Origin of the sequence: Inhella sp., from assembly GCF_041912635.1 — a bacterium.
Taxonomy (GTDB): domain Bacteria; phylum Pseudomonadota; class Gammaproteobacteria; order Burkholderiales; family Burkholderiaceae_C; genus Inhella.
Window position 1 is genome coordinate 1 of sequence record NZ_JAYRMO010000061.1, and the last position, 3,996, is coordinate 3,996.

The 3,996-nt window shown below is 68.8% G+C and carries 3 protein-coding genes; 1 reads left to right on the forward strand and 2 read right to left on the reverse strand.

What is annotated here, in order from left to right:
• Both ACE3QP_RS21550 and recG read right to left on the reverse strand, forming a co-directional pair.
• Nucleotides 1-291: LysR family transcriptional regulator (locus tag ACE3QP_RS21550; protein ID WP_374439101.1), on the reverse strand; the 291-nt coding region annotated here is incomplete at its 3' end.
• A 247-nt stretch (nt 292-538) separates the two neighbouring features.
• Nucleotides 539-2,719: an ATP-dependent DNA helicase RecG gene (recG, locus tag ACE3QP_RS21555; protein WP_374439103.1), complete on the reverse strand. Its 2,181-nt coding sequence runs from the start codon at nt 2,717-2,719 to the stop codon at nt 539-541.
• Nucleotides 2,720-2,817: 98 nt separating this feature from the next.
• Here recG and ACE3QP_RS21560 point away from each other — a divergent pair.
• A partial coding sequence (locus ACE3QP_RS21560; protein WP_374439105.1) for an HD-GYP domain-containing protein occupies nt 2,818-3,996 on the forward strand: 1,179 nt, incomplete at its 3' end.

Sequence of the window (3,996 nt, forward strand, 5' to 3'; positions counted from 1 at the left end):
CACGCCCAGCGTGAGCACGCCTGCCAGCGGGTCTTTGCCGCGCTTGGCGATTTCCTTGATGGCGGCGGCCTGTTCCAGCACGCTTTGCGCCTGGCGCACGATTTCCTCGCCCAGCGAGGTGACGCTAACTTCGCTGGCACTGCGCTCGAAGAGCTTGACGTCCAGTTCTTCTTCCAGCTTCTTGACGGCGACCGACAAGGTGGGCTGCGATACATAGCATGCCTCGGCCGCGCGACCAAAGTGCTTTTCGCGGGCAACGGCAACGATGTATTTGAGTTCAGTGAGGGTCATGGGTTTCACAGTGTAAGCAAGCTGCACTTGCAGTGCCATCGCTGATCATGCCGCAGCGCAACAAATTGGTGCATGAATACAGCTGCGCGGACGCTGCACCCACGACGCATGCAACCGGCGCGCCCCAGGCCAGGGCCGCCGCGCAAGGGCCGCCCCGCCGCGCTGAGCAAGCGCTCCCCCTGCCCGCAGCGCGCAGCGCTGCGAGAGCGGGGGGAAGGTGCGCAGCACCTCAGGGGGGTGCGTCATCTCAGGCTTTGAGGTAGTCCTGCCGCCCCCCCAGCCAGCGCGCCACATGCTGGCGGGCGAGGTCGGGGTGGTGGTCCAGCATGGCGGGCGCCAGGGCGCGGGCCCATTCGAGCAAGGCGGTGTCGATGGCCAGGTCGGCAAAGCGCAGCAGCGCATCGCCCGACTGGCGCGCGCCCAGGAATTCGCCGGGGCCGCGGATTTCCAGGTCGCGCCGGGCGATCTCGAAGCCGTCGTTGGTCTCCTGCATGGCGCGCAGGCGCTCCTTGGCGGTTTCGCCCACGCGGCCGCTGTCGTTGGTGGCATAGAGCAGCACGCAGGCCGAGGCCGCAGCGCCGCGCCCCACGCGCCCGCGCAGCTGGTGCAGCTGCGACAGGCCGAAGCGCTCGGCGTGCTCGATGACCATGAGCGAGGCATTGGGTACGTCCACCCCCACCTCGATGACGGTGGTGCTGACCAGCACGCCCATCTGCCCGGTGCTGAACTGCGCCATGACGGCCTTCTTCTCGGCCGCTGGCATGCGCGAATGCAGCAGGCCCACCAGCACGCCGGGCAGGGACTCGCTCAGCTCCTGGTGCGTGGCCGTGGCGTTCGACAGGTCCAGCGCCTCGCTCTCCTCGATCAGTGGACACACCCAGTACACCTGGCGCCCGGCCGCCACCTGGGCGCCGATGCGCGCGATCACCTCGTCCTTGCGGCTGTCGGCAATGAGTTTGGTGACCACGGGCGTGCGCCCCGGCGGCAATTCGTCGATGACCGACACGTCCAGGTCGGCGTAGTAGCTCATGGCCAGCGTGCGCGGAATGGGGGTGGCGCTCATCATCAGCATGTGCGGCTCCATGGGCACCGAGGGCCCCCACGCTCCACCGCTGCGCGGGTCGCTGCCTCCCGAGGGGGCTGCATCGCCTTGGGGCGGCCCGGCGTCGATGCCCTCCGCCAGCTTGCGGCGCAGGGCCAGGCGTTGCAGCACGCCAAAGCGGTGCTGCTCGTCCACGATGGCCAGCGCCAGGTTCTTGAAACGCACCTGCTCCTGGATGACGGCGTGCGTGCCCACCACCAGGGCGGCTTCGCCGCTGGCCACCTGTTCCAGCATGGCGCTGCGCTCCTTCTTCTTTTGCCCGCCCGCCAGCCAGGCCACGCGCTGTCCGCGTGCGGCCAGCAGCGGCTCCAGCCAGCCCACGAGCTTGGTGAAGTGCTGCCCGGCCAGGATTTCGGTGGGCGCCATCAGCGCGCACTGCCAGCCGGCCTGCATGGCGCGGCAGGCGGCCAGCGCGGCCACCACGGTCTTGCCGGCGCCCACGTCGCCCTGCAGCAAGCGGTGCATGGGCACGGGGCGGGCCAGGTCGGCGGCGATTTCTTCGCCCACGCGCTGCTGCGCCGCCGTGAGCGGGAACGGGAGCTGGGCCAGCAATTGGGCGTGCAGCGGGGCGGCGCCATCGGCCAACGCCGGGGCGTGCAGCACCGGTGCGCACAGGCGGTCGCGCTCGCGCCGGGCCTGCAACTGGGTGAGCTGCTGTGCCAGCAGTTCCTCGGCCTTGAGGCGCTGCCAGGCCGGGTGGCTGTGGTCTTCGAGCGTGGCCAGCGCCACATCGGGCGCCGGATGGTGCAAAAAAAATAGCGCCTCACGCAGGCTGTACGGGCGCTGCAGGCCGTTTTGCCCCATAAAGCGCGCCAGGGGCGGCTGGGCGCCGGGGGACAGCGTTTCCGACAGGTCTGCGCGCTGCAGGGCCGTGGCAATGGCGCGGCGCAGGTAGGGCTGGGGCAGGCCTGCGGTGCTGGGGTACACCGGCGTCAGCGCCGAGGGCAGCTCGCCCCCCGCCGCGCGGAACGCCGGGTGCAGCATCTGCCGCCCCCAGAAGCCGCCGCGCACCTCGCCCCGGATACGCAGGCGCGCGCCCACCGCCAGTGTCTTGAGGTGCGAGGGGTAGAAGCTGAAGAAGGTCAGCTCGCAGGTGCCCGTGCCGTCGTCCACCACCACCTTGAGCATGCGGCGCGGGCGCAACTGCACCTCGCTGTGGGTCACCGTGGCCTCGATCTGCACTGTGTCTCCGTCGCGCGCATTGCGCAGCGGGGTGATGCGGGTTTCGTCCTCGTAGCGCAGCGGCAGGTGCAGGGCCAGGTCGATGTCGCGTAACAGCCCCAGCTTGCGCAGGGCTTGCTGGGCGGGGCTGGGTGAAGAAGGCATCGGAATACGGCAGTGCAGCAACACAGTGGAGGGGAAAAAGGCTACCATGGCCGCAGGCCTGTGTCTTTCTGTTACCTCTGCGCACCCTTCACCGAACCATGCTCAAACGTATCCGAGTCGAAGACCTGACCCTGGGCATGTACCTGCACGAGTTCTGCGGCTCGTGGATGGATCATCCGTTCTGGCGCACCAAGTTCGTGCTGACCGACCCCAAGGACATGGAGCGCATCCGCGCCACCGCCGTGGAGGAGGTGTGGATCGATATCTCGCGCGGCAAGGATGTGGCCCAAGGCAAGCCTTCGGTCAGCCCTGAAGAAGACGAAGTGCGCCGCGCCACCGATTTTGGCGAGCTGGTGGCCCTGCCCCCGCTCAAGGTGGTGGAGCCCGAGCTGCCGCCGCCCCCGGTGCGCGACCTGCGCCCCACCACCACCCAGGCCGAGCTGCACCGCGCCGCCCAGATTTGCGGCCAGGCCAAGGAGGCCGTGGTATCCATGTTCCAGGAAGCGCGCATGGGCAAGGCGGTAGATGCCGAGTCGGCCTCCAGCCTGGTGCAGGAGATATCGGATTCGGTCACGCGCAACCCCGGCGCGCTCATCAGTCTGGCGCGCCTGAAAACGGCCGACGACTACACCTACATGCACTCGGTGGCCGTGTGCGCGCTGATGGTGGCGCTGGCGCGCCAGATCGGCCTGAACGACGCCCAGACCCGCAGCGCGGGCATGGCCGGGCTGCTGCACGACCTGGGCAAGGCCGCCATTCCGCTGGCGGTGCTCAACAAGCCGGGCAAGCTGACCGACGAAGAGTTCGAGATGGTCAAGAGCCACCCCGTCGAAGGCTGGAAGATGCTCAAGGAAGGCGGCGGCGTGGAGGCCGCCGTGCTCGACGCCTGCCTGCACCACCACGAAAAGATGGACGGCACCGGCTACCCCGACCGCCTGGGCCACGACAAGCTCAGCACCATTGCCCGCATGGCCGCCATCTGCGACGTGTACGACGCCGTTACCTCCGACCGCCCCTACAAGCGCGGCTGGGACCCGGCCGAGTCCATCCGCCGCATGGCCGAGTGGACCAAGGGCCACCTGGACCCGCGCCTGTTCCAGGCCTTCGTCAAGAGCATCGGCATCTATCCCGTGGGCTCGCTGGTGCGGCTGGAATCCGGGCGCATTGCGGTGGTGATGGAACAGAACGCCGCCTCCCTGGTCACGCCCAAGGTCAAGGTGTTCTTCTCCACCAAGTCCGACCTGCGCATTCCGCCCGAGGTCATCGACCTGGCAGCA